Annotated in this window: 18 protein-coding genes; 13 read left to right on the top strand and 5 right to left on the bottom strand. The window is 62.7% G+C overall.

The window, feature by feature from the left end:
• Positions 1-14: 14 nt before the first annotated feature.
• The gene (locus tag N2597_RS29780; protein WP_183598042.1) at positions 15-1,058 is read right to left on the bottom strand and encodes an NAD(P)-dependent alcohol dehydrogenase; all 1,044 of its coding nucleotides are present in this window, start codon (positions 1,056-1,058) and stop codon (positions 15-17) included.
• Positions 1,059-1,353: 295 nt separating this feature from the next.
• Between N2597_RS29780 and N2597_RS29775 the strand changes: the two genes are divergently transcribed.
• From N2597_RS29775 to N2597_RS29740, 8 genes are all read left to right on the top strand, one after another.
• On the top strand, positions 1,354-1,716 hold the full coding sequence (locus N2597_RS29775; RefSeq protein WP_040141436.1) for a copper resistance CopC family protein: 363 nt from the start codon (positions 1,354-1,356) through the stop codon (positions 1,714-1,716).
• A 298-nt stretch (positions 1,717-2,014) separates the two neighbouring features.
• Positions 2,015-2,104 (top strand): K(+)-transporting ATPase subunit F, encoded by a 90-nt coding sequence (locus N2597_RS29770; RefSeq protein WP_003547774.1) that lies wholly within the window; start codon positions 2,015-2,017, stop codon positions 2,102-2,104.
• A gap of 69 nt (positions 2,105-2,173) precedes the next feature.
• Entirely contained in the window at positions 2,174-3,877 is a 1,704-nt protein-coding gene (gene kdpA / locus N2597_RS29765) for a potassium-transporting ATPase subunit KdpA (protein ID WP_183598040.1), read from the top strand.
• Positions 3,878-3,940: 63 nt separating this feature from the next.
• Positions 3,941-6,001 carry a potassium-transporting ATPase subunit KdpB gene (gene kdpB, locus N2597_RS29760; RefSeq protein WP_077989685.1) on the top strand — a complete coding sequence of 687 codons (2,061 nt, stop codon included), beginning with the start codon at positions 3,941-3,943 and terminating at the stop codon, positions 5,999-6,001.
• 60 nt (positions 6,002-6,061) lie between these two features.
• The gene (gene kdpC / locus N2597_RS29755) at positions 6,062-6,631 is read left to right on the top strand and encodes a potassium-transporting ATPase subunit KdpC (protein ID WP_009990983.1); all 570 of its coding nucleotides are present in this window, start codon (positions 6,062-6,064) and stop codon (positions 6,629-6,631) included.
• A 466-nt stretch (positions 6,632-7,097) separates the two neighbouring features.
• On the top strand, positions 7,098-9,806 hold the full coding sequence (locus N2597_RS29750; protein WP_096763508.1) for a DUF4118 domain-containing protein: 2,709 nt from the start codon (positions 7,098-7,100) through the stop codon (positions 9,804-9,806).
• Positions 9,803-10,495: a response regulator transcription factor gene (locus N2597_RS29745; protein ID WP_096763507.1), complete on the top strand. Its 693-nt coding sequence runs from the start codon at positions 9,803-9,805 to the stop codon at positions 10,493-10,495. Before N2597_RS29750 ends, N2597_RS29745 begins: the two co-directional genes overlap by 4 nt.
• Positions 10,496-10,547: 52 nt before the next feature.
• Positions 10,548-11,003, top strand: coding sequence for a PTS sugar transporter subunit IIA (locus N2597_RS29740; RefSeq protein WP_096763506.1), 456 nt, complete (start codon positions 10,548-10,550; stop codon positions 11,001-11,003).
• 49 nt (positions 11,004-11,052) lie between these two features.
• Here the strand turns inward: N2597_RS29740 and N2597_RS29735 are convergent, their stop codons facing one another.
• Positions 11,053-12,069: a porin gene (locus tag N2597_RS29735; RefSeq protein ID WP_040111446.1), complete on the bottom strand. Its 1,017-nt coding sequence runs from the start codon at positions 12,067-12,069 to the stop codon at positions 11,053-11,055.
• A gap of 358 nt (positions 12,070-12,427) precedes the next feature.
• Between N2597_RS29735 and N2597_RS29730 the strand changes: the two genes are divergently transcribed.
• From N2597_RS29730 to N2597_RS29710, 5 genes are all read left to right on the top strand, one after another.
• Positions 12,428-13,453, top strand: a complete 1,026-nt coding sequence (locus N2597_RS29730; RefSeq protein ID WP_040141102.1) for a sulfate ABC transporter substrate-binding protein — start codon at positions 12,428-12,430, stop codon at positions 13,451-13,453.
• A gap of 8 nt (positions 13,454-13,461) precedes the next feature.
• On the top strand, positions 13,462-14,319 hold the full coding sequence (gene cysT / locus N2597_RS29725; RefSeq protein ID WP_040111444.1) for a sulfate ABC transporter permease subunit CysT: 858 nt from the start codon (positions 13,462-13,464) through the stop codon (positions 14,317-14,319).
• Complete coding sequence (gene cysW, locus N2597_RS29720) at positions 14,309-15,181, top strand: sulfate ABC transporter permease subunit CysW (RefSeq protein ID WP_040141098.1); 873 nt, start codon at positions 14,309-14,311, stop codon at positions 15,179-15,181. Before cysT ends, cysW begins: the two co-directional genes overlap by 11 nt.
• A 10-nt stretch (positions 15,182-15,191) precedes the next feature.
• Positions 15,192-16,232, top strand: coding sequence for a sulfate/molybdate ABC transporter ATP-binding protein (locus tag N2597_RS29715; RefSeq protein ID WP_040111442.1), 1,041 nt, complete (start codon positions 15,192-15,194; stop codon positions 16,230-16,232).
• Between the two features lie 228 nt (positions 16,233-16,460).
• Complete coding sequence (locus tag N2597_RS29710; RefSeq protein ID WP_040111441.1) at positions 16,461-17,276, top strand: cell wall hydrolase; 816 nt, start codon at positions 16,461-16,463, stop codon at positions 17,274-17,276.
• Positions 17,277-17,309: 33 nt separating this feature from the next.
• Here N2597_RS29710 and pepT read toward each other — a convergent pair whose 3' ends face one another.
• The 3 genes from pepT to N2597_RS29695 all read right to left on the bottom strand — a co-directional run bounded on the left by pepT (position 17,310) and on the right by N2597_RS29695 (position 20,531).
• Complete coding sequence (pepT, locus tag N2597_RS29705) at positions 17,310-18,542, bottom strand: peptidase T (protein WP_183598038.1); 1,233 nt, start codon at positions 18,540-18,542, stop codon at positions 17,310-17,312.
• 95 nt (positions 18,543-18,637) lie between these two features.
• Entirely contained in the window at positions 18,638-19,696 is a 1,059-nt protein-coding gene (locus tag N2597_RS29700; protein ID WP_077989690.1) for an ABC transporter ATP-binding protein, read from the bottom strand.
• A 4-nt stretch (positions 19,697-19,700) separates the two neighbouring features.
• The gene (locus N2597_RS29695) at positions 19,701-20,531 is read right to left on the bottom strand and encodes a carbohydrate ABC transporter permease (protein ID WP_040111438.1); all 831 of its coding nucleotides are present in this window, start codon (positions 20,529-20,531) and stop codon (positions 19,701-19,703) included.
• Positions 20,532-20,534: the final 3 nt, after the last annotated feature.

Here is a 20,534-nt window from a genome sequence, read left to right as displayed (position 1 = left end):
GGTGCGGCGGCGCCCTACTCCATCACGATCTGCAGCTTCACGTCGCTCGGCGGGGCCTCGACGGCGCGATCGAAGGCCTTGATCGAATCCTCGAATGTGAAGGTCTCTGATATCAGCGGCTTCAGGTCGACGCGCCCCGAGCCGAGCAGCGCGATCGCGCGCTCATATTGATGGGCGTAACGGAACACCGTTTCGATGCGGATCTCCTTGGTCGTTGCCGTCGAGACGTCGAAACCGATCGAGTTGACCGGCAGGCCGACGGCGACGATGACGCCGCCCGGGCGCGGCAGCGCCATGATCGTCTCCCAAGCCTTCGGCGAACCGGAGCATTCGAAAACAACATCCGCACCCCAGCCGTCGGTCAAGCGGGCGACTTCCTCGATCAGGTTCTTCTCGCGGATATTGATCGGGATAACACCCTGGTACTGCGCGGCAATATCGAGCTTCGGCTGGGCGAGATCGGCGACGATCGCCCGGGCGCAGCCGCCGGCAAGGGCGGCGATCGCCACCATCGTGCCGATCGGCCCGGCGCCGAGGACGATGGCGGTATCGCCGGGCGCGATCTTTGCCTTACCAGCCGCCTGCATGCCGACGGCGAAGGGCTCGACCATGGCGCCTTCCGCAAAGCTGACATTGTCGGGCAGCTTGAACGTATAATTGGCGGGATGCACGACCTCCGGCGTCAGCACGCCATGCACCGGCGGTGTCGCCCAGAAACTGACGGCGGGATCGATATTATACAGGCCGAGCCGGCTTGCCTTGGAATTCGGATCGGGAATGCCGGGCTCCATGCAGACGCGGTCGCCGGCTTTCAGATGCGTGACGCCAGCCCCGACCTCGACCACCGTGCCGGCCGCCTCATGGCCGAGCACCATCGGCGCGTTTACGACGAAGGGACCGATCTTGCCGTGGGTATAATAATGCACGTCCGAGCCGCAAACGCCGACGGTATGAATCTTGATCTTGACCTGCCCCGGTCCTGTCTCCAGCGGCAGATCGATATCGCGAAGCGCAAGTTCATGCTGGCGCTCCAGCACCAGCGCACGGACTTTGGTCATGATCGGTTTCCTTCCCTTTTGCCCCCGCGATTCAGCGGGTGCCGTCGACACGGACTATAAGACCGTTAAAGGCGGCAATTCAATCGCGCCATGCAAGCTTTTGCTCAACATGTGATTAAATGCCCATTTTCTATAATCCGAAAGATTCAGGTTCGAAGACTGGTCGGGGCGCATTATCGCAAAATCTAAGGATCGAAATCATCCGCCGCAGCGTTATTATCGAAGCGTCGGCATGACGTCCCGGGAGCATGACGGGTCCGGGCACATGCGGATCGACACGATAAGGAAGACCATCATGAAGTCGATCGCGTCATTCTGTCTGTTCGCCTCCCTTCTCTTCACCGCAAGTGAAGCGTCTGCCGCCTTGGAACAAGCCGCGCTTCCGCCGCAGCAGCAGGAAGAAATGCTGGCGCCGGCCAACCTCGAGCTCACCTTCACCGGCCCGGTCGATCTTGCCCGTTCGACGGCCGTGCTGCTCGATGCCGAGGGTACGGCGCTTCCCACCGGCAAGCCGTTTCTCTCCGGCCCCGAGGGATCGATCTTCAAGATCCCTCTCGATCCTGCCATGGCGCCCGGCCTCTATACGCTCGACTGGCGCGTCCTATCGATGGACGGCCGCAGCGCCGAAGGCCAATACCAGTTTCGGGTCGATCCTTAGCCCGCTCGCCGAAAAGCATTTATAAGATTTTTATATTGATGGCCGTTCGGCCGTCTCGAACCTTTATGCCCTCCGGCTCCATATTCATGCCCGAGAGATCCAACGATCATCTCCACGCCAGAAAGCATGAAAGGCGGCCCTTCCCCGGGATGGCGCCCTTTGTCTTGTCTGACTCCAAGAAAGCAACAGGAGTCACGATCATGATGGATATCATTCTGCTCGGCACCGCGATCCTATTCTTCGCGCTGTGCTTTGCCTACACCAGAGCCTGTGACAGGCTGTGACCGGAGAAACGACGATGACCCTCGACTACGTCTTGAGCGGTGCCGTGACCGTGTTTCTTACCGTCTACCTCACCTACGCTCTGCTTCGCCCAGAACGCTTCTGAAAAGAACCGGCGCTTCCGAGGTCGCGCATTCGCGGCCGAGCAGCAGCCGGGTATTGAAAGTCTACCTCCATGACCCTCAACGGATGGCTTCAGATCCTGCTCTTTTGCGGGATCGTTCTTGCGCTCGTCAAACCGCTCGGCGGCTATATGACGCGTGTCTTCAGCGGCGAGCGTACGTTTCTGTCGCCAGTCCTCGTTCCCATCGAACGGGGGCTTTACCGCGCCGCCGGCACCAGCAAAGGCGAGGAGCAGCATTGGACCTCCTATGCCTTCGCCATGCTGATGTTCAATCTTCTCGGTGTCATCGTCCTTTACGCGCTGCAGCGGCTGCAGGCCGGCCTGCCCTATAATCCGGCCGGCATGGCGGCCATCCCGCCGGAGCTTTCCTTCAACACCGCCGTCAGCTTCGTCACCAACACGAACTGGCAGAATTACGGCGGCGAAAGCACCATGTCCTATCTCACCCAGATGGCCGGCTTCACCGTCCAGAACTTCGTCTCCGCAGCGACGGGGATCGCCATCGCGCTCGCCTTCATCCGCGTCTTCTCGCGCGCTTCAGGCAAGGCCATCGGCAATTTCTGGGTCGATATTTCAAGGGCAACCTTCTATGTGCTGCTGCCGATCTCAATCGTGCTGACGCTGGTCTACGTCTATCTCGGCGTGCCGCAGACGCTTGGGCCTTACGTCAATGCGATGACGCTCGAAGGCGCGCAGCAGACGATCGCCGTCGGCCCCGTCGCCTCGCAGCTTGCGATCAAGATGCTCGGCACCAATGGCGGCGGCTTCTTCAACGCCAATTCCGCCCATCCGTTCGAAAACCCGGACGCGATCTCCAACCTCATCCAGATGGTCTCGATCTTCGCCATCGGCGCGGCGCTGACCAATGTCTTCGGCCGCATGGTCGGCAACCAGCGCCAGGGCTGGGCGATCCTTGCCACGATGGGCGTGCTGTTCCTCGCCGGCGTCATCGTCACCTATTGGGCGGAAGCCGCCGGCAATCCGCTGATGCATGCCTTCGGCATTCAGGGCGGCAATATGGAGGGCAAGGAGGTTCGCTTCGGCGTCGCCCTGTCGTCGCTGTTTGCCGTCATCACCACGGCCGCCTCCTGCGGCGCGGTCAACGCGATGCTTGGCAGCTTTACCGCGCTCGGCGGCCTCATTCCGCTGATCAACATGCAGCTCGGCGAAATCATCGTCGGCGGTGTCGGCGCCGGCTTCTACGGCATCCTGCTGTTCATCATCGTCGCCGTCTTTGTCGCCGGCCTGATGGTTGGCCGCACGCCGGAATATCTCGGCAAGAAGATCGAGGCGAAGGAAATGAAGATGGCCGTCCTCGCCATTCTCTGCCTGCCGCTCGCCATGCTGGTCTTCACCGCGATCGCCACGGTGCTGCCTTCCGCCGTCGCCTCGATCGGCACTGCCGGCCCGCACGGCTTCTCCGAAATCCTCTATGCCTATACCTCGGCTGCGGCCAATAACGGCTCGGCTTTCGGTGGCCTGACGGGCAATACGCCCTGGTACAATGTGACGCTCGGCATCGGCATGCTCGCCGGCCGCTTCCTGGTCATCATCCCGGCGCTCGCCATTGCCGGCTCGCTAATGGCCAAGAAGACGGTGCCAGCCTCGGCAGGCACTTTCCCGACAGACGGTCCGCTCTTCGTCGGCCTGCTCGTCGGCACGATCCTGATCGTCGGCGGCCTGACCTTCTTTCCGGCGCTGGCGCTCGGCCCTGTCGTCGAACACCTGGTCGCGATTGCCGGACAAACCTTCTGAGGCGATGCCCGACCCTGCATCGCCGTGGTCCTTCGCCATCCTCGTTTCAAGCTGGAGTCTCTTATGAGCCAGGCAACATCCGCGAGCATCGTCGATTCTCGTATCCTCATTCCGGCCGCCGGCGCCGCCTTCAAAAAGCTCGACCCGCGCGCACTCGCCAGAAACCCGGTCATGTTCGTGGTGGCCACGGTTTCGGTACTGACCACCGTGCTTTTCCTGCGCGACCTCGCCGCCGGCAACGGCAATCTCGGCTTCTCCTTCCAGATCAATCTCTGGCTCTGGTTCACCGTGCTGTTTGCCAATTTCGCCGAAGCTGTCGCCGAAGGCCGCGGCAAGGCGCAGGCCGATTCGCTGCGCAAGGCGCGCACCGAAACCCAGGCCAAGCTCTTGACCGGCAATAATGGCAGCGACTACCGCATGGTGCCGGGCACCAGCCTCAAGGTCGGCGATATCGTGCTCGTCGAAGCCGGCGACATCATTCCGTCCGACGGCGAGGTCATCGAAGGTGTCGCCTCCGTCAACGAAGCGGCAATCACCGGCGAATCCGCGCCCGTCATCCGCGAATCCGGCGGCGACCGTTCGGCCGTGACCGGCGGCACGCAGGTACTGTCCGACTGGATCCGCGTGCGCATCACCGCTGCCGCCGGCTCGACCTTCCTCGACCGGATGATTTCGCTGGTCGAAGGCGCTCAGCGCCAGAAGACACCGAACGAGATCGCGCTCAACATCCTGCTTGCCGGCATGACGCTGATCTTCGTGCTCGCTACCGCGACGATCCCGAGCTTTGCCATCTATGCCGGCGGCTCGATCCCGATCATCGTGCTCGTCGCCCTCTTCGTCACCCTGATTCCGACGACGATCGGCGCGCTGCTGTCGGCGATCGGCATTGCCGGCATGGACCGCCTCGTCCGCTTCAACGTGCTCGCCATGTCCGGCCGCGCAGTCGAGGCCGCCGGCGACGTCGACACGCTGCTGCTCGACAAAACCGGCACGATCACGCTCGGCAATCGCCAGGCGACGAGCTTCCGCCCGGTGCGCGGCGTATCCGAACAGGACCTCGCCGACGCCGCCCAGCTTGCCTCGCTTGCCGACGAAACGCCGGAGGGACGCTCCATCGTCGTGCTTGCCAAGGAGAAATATGCGATCCGCGGCCGCGACATGGCGAGCCTCAAGGCGACCTTCGTGCCTTTCACCGCCCAGACCCGCATGAGCGGCGTCGATCTCGAAGGCGCCTCGATCCGCAAGGGTGCGGTCGACACCGTGCTCGCCTATGTCGCCGGTGATGCGCCCTCGAAGAATGGCGGCGAGGTCGTCCGCGAGTTGCAGGCGATCGCCGACGAGGTCGCCAAATCGGGCGGCACGCCGCTCGCCGTTGCCCGCGACGGCCGGCTGCTCGGCATCATCCAGTTGAAGGATATCGTCAAGGGCGGCATCCGCGAACGCTTCACGGAGCTGCGCCGCATGGGCATCCGCACCGTGATGATCACAGGCGACAACCCGCTGACGGCGGCCGCCATCGCCGCCGAGGCCGGCGTCGACGATTTCCTCGCCCAGGCGACGCCGGAGATGAAACTGGCGCTGATGCGGGAGGAACAGGCCAACGGCAAGCTGGTCGCCATGTGCGGCGACGGCACCAACGATGCCCCGGCACTTGCCCAGGCCGATGTCGGAGTCGCCATGAACACCGGCACGGTTGCCGCCCGCGAGGCCGGCAATATGGTCGATCTCGACAGCGATCCGACCAAGCTCATCGAGATCGTCGAGATCGGCAAACAGCTTCTGATGACGCGCGGCGCGCTGACGACATTTTCGATCGCCAACGACATCGCCAAATACTTCGCCATCATCCCGGCGATGTTCCTGACCTTCTATCCGCAGCTCGGCGTGCTCAACGTCATGGGACTGTCGACGCCGCAAAGCGCCATCCTCTCGGCGATCATCTTCAACGCGTTGATCATCATCGCGCTGATCCCGTTGTCCTTGAAGGGCGTGCGCTACCGCCCGATCGGTGCCGGCGCGCTGCTGTCGCGCAACCTGCTGATCTACGGCCTCGGCGGCATCCTCGTCCCCTTCGTCGGCATCAAGGCGATCGACTTGGCCGTCGCAGCCCTCGGCCTCGCTTAGCGGAAGATCCGGTTTCTAACCGGAACCGGTCTCCGCCTGAACTCTCCAAGGAGCAGAACAATGTTGAAAGAATTGCGCCCCGCCGTCGTCATGATCGTCGCCACCACCGTGATCACCGGCCTTCTCTATCCGCTCGCCATGACCGGCGCGGCCCAGGCCCTGTTCCCCACCCAGGCGAACGGCAGCCTCGTCGAGAAAAACGGCCAGGTGATCGGCTCGACGCTGATCGGCCAGGCCTTTACCAGCGACAAATATTTCCACGGCCGACCCTCGGCTGCCGGCGACGGCTACAATGCCGCCGCCTCCGGCGGTTCCAACCTCGGCCCGACCAGCCAGAAACTGATCGACCGGGTCAAGGGCGACTATGAGGCGGCCAAGGCGGAAAACCCGACCGCCGAGGTGCCGGCCGATCTCGTCACCGCTTCGGGCAGCGGCCTCGATCCCGATATTTCGCCGGAGGCCGCCTACTTCCAGGTGGCCCGTGTCGCCAAGGCGCGGAGCCTTGACGAGGCCAAAGTGAAGGCGCTGGTCGACGGCGCCGTTCACCACCGCGAGCTCGGCCTTCTCGGCGAACCCACCGTCAATGTTCTGGCGTTGAACCAGAGGCTTGATGCTTCTATGACTGAGTGAGTTTGGCAAGGTGGGTGCGGGTTTGGCGACGAGGCCAACCCCGCTCTCCGTCATCCTCGGGCTTGACCCGAGGATCCATGCCCGTGGCTGCTGACCGATGCGGTATGGATGCTCGGGTCAAGCCCTGGGTCAAGCCCGAGCATGACGGAGGGTGGGGGACGGACCGAGCTATTCGCGGCGTAGAGCCGGCTGGAGAGGAGAGATGAAGCCGGCCTGAAGAAGCATCCGAGACGCGGCATGCTTTGCAGGCCGGGGCGGGTTTGGCGCAAAAGCCAACCCCCTCTCCGTCATCCTCGGGCTTGACCTGGTTAAGCCCGAGCATGACGGAGGGCGGGTGGGCACAAGGAACTATTCACGGCTCAGTGCCCGGTTCTGGAAAAACCAGCCTATGCCGACCCCTGACGTGATGAGGGATCGGGAAGCTTAGCGCTTATCCAAGCACAGGCATCTGCAGAAAGAAACACGCATGCCAGACGACAACCGCGACCAGGCCGGCAGGCCCTCGCCCGATGCGCTCCTCGAAAAGGCCCGGGCGGAGACGCGCGGTCGTCTGAAGATCTTTCTCGGCGCTGCTCCCGGCGTCGGCAAGACCTATGAAATGCTGATCTCCGGCCGCGCCAAGATCGCCGACGGGCTCGATGTCGTCATCGGCGTCGTCGAAACCCACGGCCGCAAGGAGACGGAGGCGCTGGTCGCCGGTTTCGAGATCATCCCCCGCGTCGAAGTCGACTACAAGGGCCGGGCGCTCGAGGAAATGGATCTCGACGGCATCCTCGCCCGCCGGCCCGATCTCGTTCTGGTCGACGAGCTCGCCCACACCAATGCCGAGGGCAGCCGCCATCCGAAACGCTACCTCGACGTCAAGGAATTGCTCGATCGCGGCATCGACGTCTATACGACACTGAACATCCAGCATGTCGAAAGCCTCAACGACGTCGTCTCGCAGATCACCCGCATCCGCGTGCGCGAGACGGTGCCGGATTCGATCATCGACCTGGCCGACGATGTCGAGATCATCGATCTGACGCCGGACGATCTGATCAAGCGGCTGCATGACGGCAAGGTCTATATGCCTCGCACCGCCGAACGGGCGCTGACCAATTATTTCACGCCGGGCAACCTGACGGCGCTCAGGGAGCTGGCACTGCGCAAGACCGCCCAGCGCGTCGACGACCAGCTGCTGACCCATATGCAGGCTCACGCCATCTCCGGCCCCTGGGCGGCGGGCGAACGCGTCCTCGTCTCGGTCGATCACCACCCGCGCTCGGCCTCGCTGGTGCGCTACGCCGCCCGCATGGCCTCGCGCCTGCGCGCGCCCTGGGCGGCCGTCTATATCGAGACCAGCCGCTCGATCAACCTCAGCGAAGCCGAGCGCGATACGATCGCCTCGACACTGCGGCTTGCCGAACAGCTCGGCGGCGAGGCGATCACCATTCCCGGCCGCGAGGTGGCCGAAGAACTCGTCCGCCATGCCACCGCCAACAACGTCACCCACATCGTCATCGGCGCCCCGAAGAAGCCGACATGGCGTGACTGGTGGGCCCGCTCGATCACCGACGATCTGATCCGCAAGACCGGCGAGATCAGCGTCCACGTCATATCGGGCAACGAGAAGGACGGCACCACCGCGCGCGGCATCAAGGCCGCCGCCACCGCGCCGCAGCTGGATATCAAAGCCTATCTGCTGGCGACCATCTATGTCGCCATCGCGCTCGGCGTCAGCATCGTGCTCGACCAGGTACTTGACGTGCGCAACCTCGCGCTGGTCTTTCTGATGGCAGTGCTGACCTCCGCCGTGCTGCATGGGCTGCGGCCGGCGCTTTACAGCTGCATCCTCGGCGCGCTGTCCTTCAACTTCTTCTTCCTGCCGCCGCGCTACACGCTGACGATCAGCGACCCGGAAAGCGTGCTCGCCTTCTTCTTCTTCCTGGGCGTCGCCATCATCGCCAGCAATCTGACCGCGACCGTGCAGCGCCAGGCGGCGGCCGCCCGGCAGCGGGCGCGCACGACCGAAGACCTCTATCTGTTTTCGAAGAAGCTTGCCGGCACCGGCACGCTCGACGACGTGCTCTGGGCGACCGCCTTCCAGCTCGCCTCGATGCTGAAGGTCCGCGTCGTGCTGCTGCTGCCCGAGGAAGGCAGCATTGCCGTCAAGGCCGGTTATCCGCCCGATGACACGCTCGACGACGCCGACATCGCCGCCGCCCGGTGGGCCTGGGAGCACAATCACGCCGCCGGCCGCGGCGCCGATACCCTGCCCGGCGCCAGGCGACTCTACGTGCCGCTCAGAACCGGGCGCGCCGCCGTCGGCGTCATCGGCCTCGACAGCGATCGCCGTGACGGGCCGCTGCTGACGCCCGAGCAGCAGCGGCTGCTCGACGCGCTGGCCGACCAGGCCGCCCTTGCCATCGAACGCGTCCAGCTCGTCGGCGATGTCGACCGGGCAAGGCTTGCGGCCGAGGCCGACCGGCTGCGTTCGGCCCTGCTCACCTCGATCTCGCACGACCTGAAAACGCCGCTCGCCGCCATCCTCGGCGCCGCCGGCACGCTGCGCGACTATTTCGCCTCGATGCCGGAGGAGGATCGCAGCGACCTGCTGTCCACCGTCGTCGACGAATCCGAGCGCCTCAACCGCTTCATCGCCAATCTGCTCGACATGACCAAGATCGAATCCGGCGCGATGGAGCCGAACTCTGCGCCGCACTATGCCGGCGATATCGTCGGCACGGCGCTCGCCCGCGCCGCAAAGATCCTCGAGCACCACAAGACCGAGATGAGCATCCCCGCCGAGCTGCCGATGGTGCGGGTTGATCCGGTGCTGTTCGAGCAGGTGATCTTCAACCTGCTCGACAATGCCGCCAAATACGCCCCCGAGGGATCGGTGATCCAGATCGAAGGCTGGGCCGATGCCGACAATGTCGTTGTGCAGGTTTCGGACGAGGGCCCCGGCATCCCGCCGGCCGACCTTGACCGCATCTTCGATACCTTCTACCGGGTGCGCAAGGGCGACCGGGTGCGCGCCGGCACCGGGCTTGGCCTGTCCATCTGCCGCGGCTTCATCGAGGCGATGGGCGGCACGATCACGGCCGGCAACCGACGGGGCCGGCCGGGCGCCGTCTTCACCATCCGCCTGCCGAAACCCACCGACATTCCGAAACTGGATGAACTCAAATGACCGGTTCAGCCGTCAAAATTCTCGTCGTCGACGACGAGCCGCCGATCCGCAAGCTGCTCCGCGTCGGCCTGACCGCGCAGGGTTACGAGGTGCAGGAGGCGCCGAACGCCGAAAGCGCCCGCCGGTCGGTCACGGGCGACATGCCCGACCTCGTCGTGCTCGATCTTGGCCTGCCCGACACATCAGGCCATGACCTCCTGCAGGAGTGGCGCGACGCAGGGCTTGCGATGCCTGTTGTCATCCTATCCAGCCGCACCGACGAAGCCGGCATCGTCAAGGCGCTGGAAAGCGGCGCCGACGATTACGTCACCAAGCCTTTCGGCATCAACGAGCTCGGTGCCCGCATCCGCGTGGCGCTTCGCCACCGGCTGCAGCAACAGGGGGAAAAGGCGATCTTCCAGACCGGCGCGCTGTCGATCGATCTCGTCAAGCGCATCGTTAAGGTCGACGGTGTGGAACTAAAACTGTCGCCGAAGGAATACGACATCCTGCGCGTGCTCGCCCAGCATGCGGGCAAGGTGCTGACACACCAGTTTCTATTGAAGCAGGTATGGGGGCCGGCGGCTGACGTGCAATATCTGCGCGTTTACATCAGGCAGCTGCGGCAAAAGGTCGAGAAAATTCCGGATCAGCCGCACTATATAACCACCGAGACCGGCGTCGGCTACCGGCTCAGAGAACCGGACTGACATCCCTGCCCTTCCCATTGACGACCTTCGAGTCGACTATATCGAGAATGACATGAACCTTCCCAACATCATCCGGCCGGAACACACTTTCATCGGCGTGTCGGCTCCGACGAAATGGCGGGCGCTGCAGACCATCGCGGACAAGGCAGCCATGGCCTTTTTCGTCGACGCGCAGATCATTCTGAAGGCGCTCGAAACCCGTGAAAAGCTCGGCTCCACCGGGATCGGCAACGGCATCGCCATTCCGCATGCGACGATCGACGGCATGAGCAGCCCGCGCGGTCTGCTCCTCCGCTTCTCCCGGCCGCTGGATTTCGAGGCGATCGACGATATCCCGGCCGACATCGCCGTCGTGCTGCTTTTCGGGGAGAACAACCGTGGCGAATATCTGAACGTGCTGTCGGCCATCGCGCGGCGGCTGCAATCGGACGGCGTGCTCGCCGCCATGCGCAAGGCAAGGACGGCCGACGAATTCTATTCCGACTTCATCGCCGATTCCAGGGTATGAAAAAGGCGCGGCCCGAAGGCCGCGCCCGCTCGTCTGCAACGAGACGATCTTAGAAATCGCGCTGGAAGCGCAGGAAGCCGAACACTTCGTCGTCGCCTTCGTCCTCATCGTGATATTGCACGCTGAGCTTCGAACGCAGGTCTTCGACGATCTGGTAGTCGATGGTGACACCGGTCGTGTAGGCGCTGCCGCCGGTGAAGCCATTGCCGTCAGCTTCGAGAGCGATGTTTTCGAAGTACTGGAAGCCGGGGGTGACCGACCACTTGTCGTTGATCTTCAGAGCGTATTCGGCTGCGATCGTCCATTCGGACTCTTCGTAGTAGTAGTTGGCGCCGCTTGCCCAGATGCCGGCGATGCCGAGGGTGCCCGGGCCGATGTCGGCATAGACGATACCGCGGACAGCAACTTCACTGGTGTCGGTGTCATAACCGGCAAGCAGGTAAGCGCTGACGGCGCCGGCCTTGTAGGAGACCTGGCCTGCGACACCGAAGTTGTTCGGGCCTTCGCCCGGCTTGGTGGCGTAGTCTTCTTCCAGTTCGTCGACCGAAATGCCGGCCGCGAAAGCGCCAGCCTCGTACTGATAACGGATCGAGTTGTGGGTCGTCTCGTTGCTGGCGAGCGTATCGGTCTCGCCGCTCATGTCGTCATCCCACCAGCTGTAGAGTTTACCAGCGCGGAAGCCGGCAATGTCGATATAGCCTTCATCCAGCAGCGCTTCCTGATCGGAGGCGTTGTCGGCATTGTAACGCAGCGTCATGACGCCGGTCAGCGTGCCGAACTCGGTGTCGTTCTTGGCCTGGAAGGTGACCTGACCGCGCGTCCAGAAGTTTACATCGGAATCGCCGGAGATCTGGTCACCGAAGCGCACTTCGGTACGGATGTAACCGCCGATCGTAAGGCATGTTTCCGTTCCCGGAATATAAAAATAGCCGGTGCCGTAGGCGTCGCAAACGCGAACATATTCCACAGGCTCGGGTTCCGCCGCCACGATGGCGTCGGCTGCGTGTGCTCCGGAGGCCGCGGCAAGGGCGGCAACGGAGGCAAAAAGGATAGTTCTGATATTCATTTTAAGTGGCCCTAACAGGTTTGGAATGCGAGGCGCATTTCAAGGGATGCCCCCACGTAGCGGCCGCAAATACGACCGCACCGCCGCCATATAGGAATCCGCAAGTGTCATCGCGGCAAAATCCAGGCAGAAATCAGCACTGCCGCCATCGCTTGTGGAGGAACTGTGGCAGAAAAAACACGGTTCTGCGGCGGGATGGGGGCGAGCGAACGATTGGCCGCGGCCAACTTCGGCGGGTCCATTTCCAAATCGGCCTGTAAATGGAATGACATTCTAACAGACCCACCAAATCTGAAAGACATTTCGTTTCATTATACGACTGACTTGATAGAGTTAAGGCACAAACAGGAGGGTCCCAATGCAGACAAAACGGTTCACCCGGCTTCTCGCGGCCGCGGTCATGGCAGGCAGCTTCGTGGTCGGGAGCATTGCTCCCGTTTTCGCAGATCAGGCGCTGCTTAACGTTTCCTATGATCCGACCCGCGAATTGTACAAGGATTTCAATGCCGCCTTTGCCGCCAAGTGGCAGAAGGACAATGGGGAAACCGTGACGATCAAGGCCTCGCACGGCGGTTCCGGCGCCCAGGCCCGTTCGGTGATCGACGGCCTCGACGCCGACGTCGTCACGCTGGCGCTCGAGGGCGATATCGATGCGATCGCTAAGGCGACCGGCAAGATCCCCGCCGACTGGAAAACCAAGTTCCCGAACAACTCGACGCCCTATACCTCGACGATCGTCTTCCTGGTTCGCAAGGGCAACCCGAAGGGCATCAAGGATTGGGCCGACCTGGTCAAGGACGACGTGCAGGTGATCACGCCGAACCCGAAGACCTCGGGCGGTGCTCGCTGGAACTTCCTCGCCGCCTGGGCATGGGCCAAGCAGGCCAATGGCGGCGACGACGCCAAGGCGCAAGACTATGTGACGAAACTGCTGCAGCATGTTCCGGTCCTCGATACCGGTGCCCGCGGCGCCACGACCACCTTCGTTCAGCGCGGCCTCGGCGACGTGCTGCTCGCCTGGGAAAACGAAGCCTATCTTTCGCTCGAAGAACTCGGCCCCGACCAGTTCGAGATCGTGACGCCGTCATTCTCGATCCGCGCCGACCCGCCGGTCGCGATCGTCGACGGCAATGTAGACAAGAAGGGCACGCGCAAGGTCGCCGAAGCCTATCTCAACTATCTCTATTCGGACGAAGGCCAGAAGATCGCCGCCAAGCATTATTACCGGCCGATCAAGCCCGAAGCTGCCGATCCGGCCGACATTGCCCGCTTTCCGAAGCTGACGCTTGCCACCATCGACGATTTCGGCGGCTGGAAGGAAGCGCAGCCGAAATTCTTCGGTGACGGCGGCGTATTTGACCAAATCTACAAGCCGGCCCAATAATAGACTTCATGAAAGCACATAGCCCCACGCGGTGGCGGTTCAGGCGGCCGAGCGTTATTCCGGGTTTCGGAATGGCGCTCGGCCTTAGCTTGACCTGGCTCACCCTTCTGATCCTCATTCCGCTCTCCGGCCTTGCCGTCCGGTCGAGCGCGCTCGGCTGGGAGAAATTCTGGTCGATCGCGCTCGATCCGCGCACGCTGAATGCGCTGCGCATCAGCTTCGGCAGCGCCTTCATCGCCGCGATCGTCAATGCCGTCTTCGGCATCATCCTCGCCTGGGTGCTGGTGCGCTACCGCTTCCCCGGCAAGCGCGTCATCGATGCGATGGTCGACTTGCCCTTCGCACTGCCGACCGCGGTTGCCGGCATCGCGCTGACGACGCTCTATGCGCCGAACGGCTGGGTTGGCCAATTCCTGACGCCGCTCGGTATCAAGATCGCCTTCACGCCGGCCGGCATCGTCGTGGCGCTGATCTTCGTCGGCCTGCCCTTCGTCGTGCGCACCGTGCAGCCGGTGATGGAGGAAATCGACAAGGAGGTCGAGGAGGCCGCCGCGACGCTCGGCGCCAACCGCTTCCAGACGATTTTCCGCGTCCTGCTGCCGGGGCTGGCGCCGGCCGTGCTCACCGGTTTCGCGCTCGCCTTTGCCCGCGGCGTCGGCGAATATGGTTCGGTCATCTTCATCGCCGGCAACCTGCCGTTCAAATCGGAGATCGCGCCGCTGCTGATCATCATCAAACTCGAAGAATATAATTACGCGGCGGCGACCGGCATTGCAGCGATCATGCTGATCCTCTCCTTCGCCATGCTGCTGGTCATCAACCTCATCCAGAGCTGGAGCAGGCGGAGGTACGGCTATGGCGCTTGATACGACCGGACAATCCGTCAAGCTGCGATCGGTGACGACTGAACACCGGATCGCGCGCTACAGCCTGATCACCCTTTCGCTGGTCTTCCTGCTGCTGATCCTGCTGCTGCCGCTTGCCGCCGTCTTCGTCGAGGCCTTCCGCAAGGGAGCCGGCCCCTTCATCGAAGCGCTGCAGGATGCCGAAACCTTTTCGGCGATCCGGCTGACGCTGATCGTCGCCGGCGTCAGCGTGCCGCTCAACCTCGTCTTCGGGATCGCCGCCGCCTGGGCGATCGCCAAATTCGAGTTCAAGGGCAAGGCGTTTCTCACGACGCTGATCGACCTGCCCTTCTCCGTCTCCCCCGTCATCTCAGGCCTGGTCTTCGTGCTTCTGTTCGGCGCCAACACCTGGCTTGGCCAGTGGCTCAGCGCCAACGACATCAAGATCCTGTTCGCCGTGCCCGGACTGATCCTCGCGACGATGTTCGTCACCTTCCCCTTCGTCGCCCGCGAACTGATCCCGCTGATGCAGGAACAGGGAACGGCCGACGAGGAGGCAGCCCTTTCGCTCGGCGCCAGCGGCTGGCAGACCTTCTGGCATGTGACGCTGCCGAACATCAAATGGGGCTTGCTCTACGGCGTGCTGCTGTGCAACGCCCGCGCCATGGGCGAGTTCGGCGCCGTTTCGGTGGTCTCGGGCCATATTCGCGGCCAGACCAACACCATGCCGCTGCAGGTCGAGATTCTCTATAACGAATATAATTTCACCGGCGCTTTTGCCGTGGCCACGCTTTTGGCCTTGCTCGCGCTCGTGACTCTTGTTTTGAAGACGCTGCTGGAAATGCGGTACAGCGCGGAAATTTCCGCCAGCCGGCGGCACTGAAGGATTTGCAATGGAAGTACGCGTTCAAAACATTCGCAAGGAATTCGAGCGATTTCCGGCACTGCACGATGTCTCGCTCGGCATCCGCTCCGGCGAGCTGATCGCCCTGCTCGGTCCTTCGGGTTCCGGCAAGACGACATTGCTGCGCCTGATCGCCGGCCTGGAAAGCCCCACGGAGGGGCAGATCTTCTTCGGCGACGAGGACGCCTCGAAGAAATCAGTGCAGCAGCGCAATATCGGCTTCGTCTTCCAGCACTATGCTCTGTTCCGCTACATGACGGTGCTCGACAACGTCTCCTTCGGGTTGAGGGTCAGAAAAGGCGCACGGCGTCCTGCCAAGGCCGACATCCGCCGGCGGGCGTTGGAGCTGCTCGACCTCGTGCAGCTTTCCGGCCTTGAAACACGTTATCCCGCGCAGCTTTCCGGCGGCCAACGCCAGCGCGTGGCGCTCGCCCGCGCCATGGCCGTCGAGCCGAACGTGCTGCTGCTTGATGAACCCTTCGGCGCGCTCGACGCTCAGGTGCGCAAGGACCTGCGCAAATGGCTGCGCGAAATCCACGACCGCACCGGCCACACGACCGTCTTCGTCACGCACGACCAGGACGAGGCGCTGGAGCTTGCCGACCGCGTCGTCGTCATGAGCCAGGGCGCGATCGAACAGGTCGGCACGCCTGACGAGGTCTACGACAACCCTAACTCGCCCTTCGTCTTCGGCTTCATCGGCCAGTCGAATTGCCTGCAGGTCGAAATCGCAGACGGCGACATCCGCTTCGAAGGCCGCTCGCTCGGCCTCAATGCCGAGGGTGAGCCCGATGGGCCTGCGCAGCTCTACTTCCGCCCGCATGACGTCAGGCTCTGCGAATCGGCGGAAAACTGCATTGTCGGGCAACCGGTCTCCAGCCGCCGCGTGGCCGGCACGCGCCATATCGAACTCGATATCGGCAACGACCGCCCGCACATCGAAATCGAGCTGCCGCCGAGCGAGGCCGACCGGCTCGATCGCCACCGGGTGGCGTTCAAGCCGACCCGCTGGAAGCTGTTTCGCAGCTGACGGATCAGGGGAAAAGGGGGCTGCCGCAGTTTGCGCTGCTGCATAATTCGTTAAATTTTCGGAATTATGCAGCAGTCAATCGGAGACTCGCCGCCGAGATCGCTTTTGGCGAGAGTCGATTTTGGTATTTGTTATCTCTGGTTGTTTGTATTTCAGTCATATGACGAGTAAAAGTTTTTTCGCGTTAATCATAAAGGGCTGGACTAATCCCATAGGAGGCACTTGGCGTTGAGGGCGGAGATTTCCTTTGGAAAATCCCTGATCGGGATTTTATTCGTAGGACTGGCAGCCGCGGGCTGCACCACAACACCGAAGCCGGCGACGACGGCGGCCAAGACCAAGGTTCAACCGACGAAAGTCGCTTTCAATTATACGGCAAAAGATCGCGATTGCCTGAAGCGGGCGATGTATTTCGAATCGCGGCATTCCGATGAAGACGGCTATCTCGCCGTCGGCACCGTCGTCATGAACAGGCTGACGTCCGGCGCCTATCCTCAATCGATCTGTGGTGTCGTCGCCCAGGAGCGGCAGTTTGCGCCCGGCGTCATGACCCGCGAGGTCAAGCCGCAGGCTGAACCTGAGCTTGCCACCGCGGCCGATGCGATCCTGCTGAAGGGCGCGCGCCATCCGGCGGTGAAGGATGCGATGTTCTTCCACACCGACGGGCTGAAATTCCCCTACGACAACATGCATTATGTGACGGTCGCCGGCGGCAACGCCTTCTACGAGAAGCGCGACTCCAACGGCATGCTCGAAACGCCGCCGCCGCTGCCCTCCTACGAAGTGGCGATGAATTACGTCCCCGGCGAAAGCATGCTGCCGCCGCAATTCGAGGCGCTGATCCCCTCGGCCGTCCCCGTTCCTCTGCCGGCGCCTGATCCCATGGCTACGGCGAGCACGGCACCGATGCGGATAACGGCGCCGGTGACCCAGCCGGAAACCTCGATCGTGCCTGAGCCGGGAATGCCGGTCGCCATTCCCACGCCCCGCCCCGCCTATGACAGCGTTATGTTGCGCGGAAGCGTTGCGGCGAACGGCGGCTAACCCGCCATTCCAATGTCTCCGTGAAAGAGCGCCTTAAGCGCGCTCTTCCCAGACCTTCGCCAGTTCCACCATCGTTTTGACGGCCTTTTCCATATCCTGGCGGCTCACCCATTCGAGCGGCGAATGGAAGGCATGGCCGCCGGCGAAGATGTTCGGGCACGGCAGGCCCATGAAGGAGAGGCGCGAGCCATCCGTGCCGCCGCGGATGCTGCCGAGCACCGGCGTCATGCCGGCCCGGCGCACGGCTTCAAGCGCGTTTTCGACGATCTCCGGGTGACCGTCGAGCACCACCTTCATGTTGCGATACTGCTCCGTCACCTCAAAATGAAAGCTCGAGCCGGGATAGGCAGCCATGACCTCCTTGACGATGGCTTCGAGCATGGCCTCCTTTTCAATCAGCCCCTCCTCGGTAAAATCGCGGATGATAAAGCTCAGCGACGCCTTTTCCATCGAGCCGGTCACGCCGACCGGATGAATGAAGCCCTGCTTTCCCTCGGTGGTCTCCGGTGCCACGTCCTTCGGCAGCCTATCGATGATGGCGCCGGCGATCTTGATGGCGTTTTCCATGCGGTCCTTGGCGAAGCCCGGATGGATCGCCACGCCTGAGATGCCGATCTCGACGCCGTCGGCCGAAAAGGTCTCGTCCTCGATATGGCCGGCCGTCTCGCCGTCCATCGTATAGGCGAAGTCGGCGCCGAGTTTCTTCAAATCGACCTTGTTGACGCCGCGGCCGACCTCCTCGTCGGGCGTGAACAGGATCTTGATCGTCCCGTGCCGGATATCGGGATTGTCGACGAGGATCTGGGCCGCGGTCATGATTTCCGCCAGCCCGGCCTTGTCGTCGGCGCCGAGCAATGTCGTGCCGTCAGTGGTGACGATGTCGTTGCCGATCTGATTGTTGAGCTCGGGATGCTCGGCGACGCGGATCACCCGGCTTGGATCGCCTGACAGTTCGATATCGCCGCCGGCATAGTTCCGGACGATCTGCGGCTTGACTTTGGCGCCTGTGAAATCGGGCGCCGTATCCATATGCGAGCAGAAACAGATGACCGGCACCGGCTTGTCGCTATTTCCAGGAATGGTCGCATAGACATAACCGTGTTCGTCCAGATGCGCGTCCGCAAGGCCGATCTTCAAAAGTTCATCGACCAGGAGCCGGCCGAGATCTTTCTGCTTTTCGGTGGTCGGCTGCGTCGACGAGGCGGGATCGGATTGGGTGTCGATCACGACGTAACGGAGAAAGCGGTCGAGAACAGTGTCGGTCATATCAATCCAATCCAGCGAGATCACCCCAGTGGTATAGCCCGCACGGGCGACGCGGCAAAAGATTTTTCCGCCCGCAGCGGGTGAGGATTGACCGTTCAGCCGACACGCTTTCCTTCGGCATCGAACACATGCAGGTACTGGGGCGGAAAAGCCACGTTGACCGTCGGGCCTGCCTTCAGCGCCTCGCGGTCCAATGTGAAGATCTTGAACGGCAGGCCGTGCAGGGCAAGGTGCAGGATAATGCCGAAGCCGGTAGGTTCGACGAGCTCGACGTCGGTGGCAAGCCCCGCGCCGTCATTCGTCATCGGCACATGCTCCGGCCTGATGCCGAGCGTCACCTTGGCACCATCCGCCAGCGGCAGCGGCTTTGCAAGCGGCACGACCGTGCCGTCCTTCAGCCTCACACCACCTGCTTCATAGGTGGCGTCGAGAAAATTCATCCCCGGCGAACCGATGAAGCCGGCGACGAAGAGATTGGCGGGGCGGTCATAGAGTTCCAACGGGCTGCCGACCTGCTGGACGACCCCGCCATGCATGGCGACGATCCGGTCCGCCAGCGTCATCGCCTCGATCTGGTCATGGGTGACATAGATCGAGGTCGCCTTCAGCTCGCTGTGCAGTTTCTTGATTTCGGCCCGCATCTGTTCGCGCAGCCGCGCATCGAGGTTGGACAGCGGCTCGTCGAACAGAAATGCCTTCGGCTGGCGCACAATGGCGCGGCCCATGGCGACGCGCTGGCGCTGGCCGCCGGAAAGCGCCTTCGGCCTGCGTTCGAGCAGCGGATCGAGGCCGAGCTTGGCGGCGGCTGCGGAGACGGCACTGGCGATCTTCTCCTTGGCCGTCTTCCGCAGCCTCAGGCTGTAGCTCATATTACCGGCGACATTCATATGCGGATAGAGCGCATAGGACTGGAAGACCATGGCGATGTCGCGGTCTTTCGGATGCCGCTCGTTTACTCTGGCGCCGGCAATACGGATTTCACCCGATGTGACATCCTCCAGCCCGGCAATCATGCGCAAGAGCGTGGACTTGCCGCAGCCGGAGGGGCCAACCAGCACGACGAATTCGCCGTCCCGGATTTCGAGGTCGACGCCGTGCAGCACCTGCACATGGCCATAGGCTTTGCGGATATTCTGGATATCGATCGATGCCATTTGTTTAACCCTTGACCGCGCCGGCCGTCAGACCCTGGACGAGATAACGCTGGATGAGCAGGAAAAAGAGGCCGGCCGGAATGAGCGCCATGACGCCCGCCGCCATCATCTGCCCGAAATCCACCGAGAACTTCGAGACGAAGGTGAGAAGCCCGACCGGAAAGGTCGCTGCATCATTGCCGTTGATCAGCATCAGCGCGAAGAGCAGCTCGCTCCAGGCGGCGGTGAAGACGAAGCCGAGGGTGGCGGCGATGCCAGGCAGCGTCAGCGGCAATATGATCTGCCGGAAGGCGGTGAATTGCGTCGCCCCGTCGATCATCGCCGCCTCTTCCAAATCCTTGGGGATTCCGTCGAAGAAGGACTGCATCAGGAAGGTGGCGAAAGGCACGTTGAAGGCGGTGTAGACGATGACGAGGCCGGTCAGGCTGTTGGTCAGATGTAAGGGCGACAGAATCTTGAAGATCGGCGCGACTAGCATCACTAGCGGGAACATCTGGGTGAGCAGCATCAAGGCGACGATCCAGTATTTCGCCCGGAAATTGAAGCGCGACAGGGCATAGCCGGAGAGCGAGGCGCAGACCGTCACCGTTACCGCCGTCGAGGCCGAGACGATCAGGCTGTTCTTGAAGAAGGTCGGAAAGGCGCTGTGCTGCAGCACGAAGGCATAGTGATCCCAGCTCGTGCGCGACGGCCACATGCGCACGCCTTCGCTATAAAGCAGGTCATTCGGCGTGACCGAGACCTTCAGCAGCCAGAACAGCGGAAAGAGCGCGAAGGCGATGTAGCAGAGGATCGCCAGGCGGTGCGCGATGGTGGGAACGGCGGATCGTCTCATCGG

This window comes from Rhizobium sophoriradicis (assembly GCF_025200795.1).
In the GTDB taxonomy this organism is placed as follows: domain Bacteria; phylum Pseudomonadota; class Alphaproteobacteria; order Rhizobiales; family Rhizobiaceae; genus Rhizobium; species Rhizobium sophoriradicis.
The sequence above is the reverse complement of the archived record's forward strand: the minus strand, read 5'-3'. Positions and strand labels throughout refer to the sequence as shown.

Coding starts and splice junctions, on each gene's coding strand:
- N2597_RS29780 (WP_183598042.1), bottom strand. CDS start 1,058: ATGACCAAAGTCCGTGCGCTGGTGCTGGAGCGCCAGCATGAACTTGCG.
- N2597_RS29775 (WP_040141436.1), top strand. CDS start 1,354: ATGAAGTCGATCGCGTCATTCTGTCTGTTCGCCTCCCTTCTCTTCACC.
- N2597_RS29770 (WP_003547774.1), top strand. CDS start 2,015: ATGACCCTCGACTACGTCTTGAGCGGTGCCGTGACCGTGTTTCTTACC.
- kdpA (WP_183598040.1), top strand. CDS start 2,174: ATGACCCTCAACGGATGGCTTCAGATCCTGCTCTTTTGCGGGATCGTT.
- kdpB (WP_077989685.1), top strand. CDS start 3,941: ATGAGCCAGGCAACATCCGCGAGCATCGTCGATTCTCGTATCCTCATT.
- kdpC (WP_009990983.1), top strand. CDS start 6,062: ATGTTGAAAGAATTGCGCCCCGCCGTCGTCATGATCGTCGCCACCACC.
- N2597_RS29750 (WP_096763508.1), top strand. CDS start 7,098: ATGCCAGACGACAACCGCGACCAGGCCGGCAGGCCCTCGCCCGATGCG.
- N2597_RS29745 (WP_096763507.1), top strand. CDS start 9,803: ATGACCGGTTCAGCCGTCAAAATTCTCGTCGTCGACGACGAGCCGCCG.
- N2597_RS29740 (WP_096763506.1), top strand. CDS start 10,548: ATGAACCTTCCCAACATCATCCGGCCGGAACACACTTTCATCGGCGTG.
- N2597_RS29735 (WP_040111446.1), bottom strand. CDS start 12,069: ATGAATATCAGAACTATCCTTTTTGCCTCCGTTGCCGCCCTTGCCGCG.
- N2597_RS29730 (WP_040141102.1), top strand. CDS start 12,428: ATGCAGACAAAACGGTTCACCCGGCTTCTCGCGGCCGCGGTCATGGCA.
- cysT (WP_040111444.1), top strand. CDS start 13,462: ATGAAAGCACATAGCCCCACGCGGTGGCGGTTCAGGCGGCCGAGCGTT.
- cysW (WP_040141098.1), top strand. CDS start 14,309: ATGGCGCTTGATACGACCGGACAATCCGTCAAGCTGCGATCGGTGACG.
- N2597_RS29715 (WP_040111442.1), top strand. CDS start 15,192: ATGGAAGTACGCGTTCAAAACATTCGCAAGGAATTCGAGCGATTTCCG.
- pepT (WP_183598038.1), bottom strand. CDS start 18,542: ATGACCGACACTGTTCTCGACCGCTTTCTCCGTTACGTCGTGATCGAC.
- N2597_RS29700 (WP_077989690.1), bottom strand. CDS start 19,696: ATGGCATCGATCGATATCCAGAATATCCGCAAAGCCTATGGCCATGTG.
- N2597_RS29695 (WP_040111438.1), bottom strand. CDS start 20,531: ATGAGACGATCCGCCGTTCCCACCATCGCGCACCGCCTGGCGATCCTC.